Source organism: Pediococcus pentosaceus (assembly GCF_001437285.1).
In the GTDB taxonomy this organism is placed as follows: domain Bacteria; phylum Bacillota; class Bacilli; order Lactobacillales; family Lactobacillaceae; genus Pediococcus; species Pediococcus pentosaceus.
Genome location: NZ_JQBF01000028.1, coordinates 1 through 363, shown reverse-complemented (window position 1 = coordinate 363; position 363 = coordinate 1). Strand labels below are relative to the sequence as shown.

The 363-nt window shown below is 43.3% G+C and carries 1 pseudogene; it reads left to right on the top strand.

Annotated features, from left to right (window positions below):
• A pseudogene (locus tag IV86_RS08565) lies at positions 1-363 on the top strand (IS30-like element ISPp1 family transposase); the annotation flags it as partial.

Here is a 363-nt window from a genome sequence, read left to right as displayed (position 1 = left end):
TCGGCGATTTTGAACTAGATACAGTCGTTGGTCCTCGTGGGCATAGTAAGGCAGTTTTATTAACTTTAATCGATCGCAAATCACGGTTCCTTTGGGCCTACCGGTTAAAAGATCGGACGACAGCGACTGTTAATGAAGCCCTAACTAAGTTCCTAACCACTTTTAATGGTCCGGTGCACAGCTTCACGGTGGACCGTGGCACTGAGTTTAGCGGTCTAGTATCACTTGAATCACAATATGGTATTAAGACCTATTACTGCCATGCTTATACTCCAGCTGAACGTGGTAGTAATGAACGCTTTAATCGGAATTTACGTTGTTTTTATCCTAAAGGGACTCGTTTTGAGCACATTAGTACTCAAG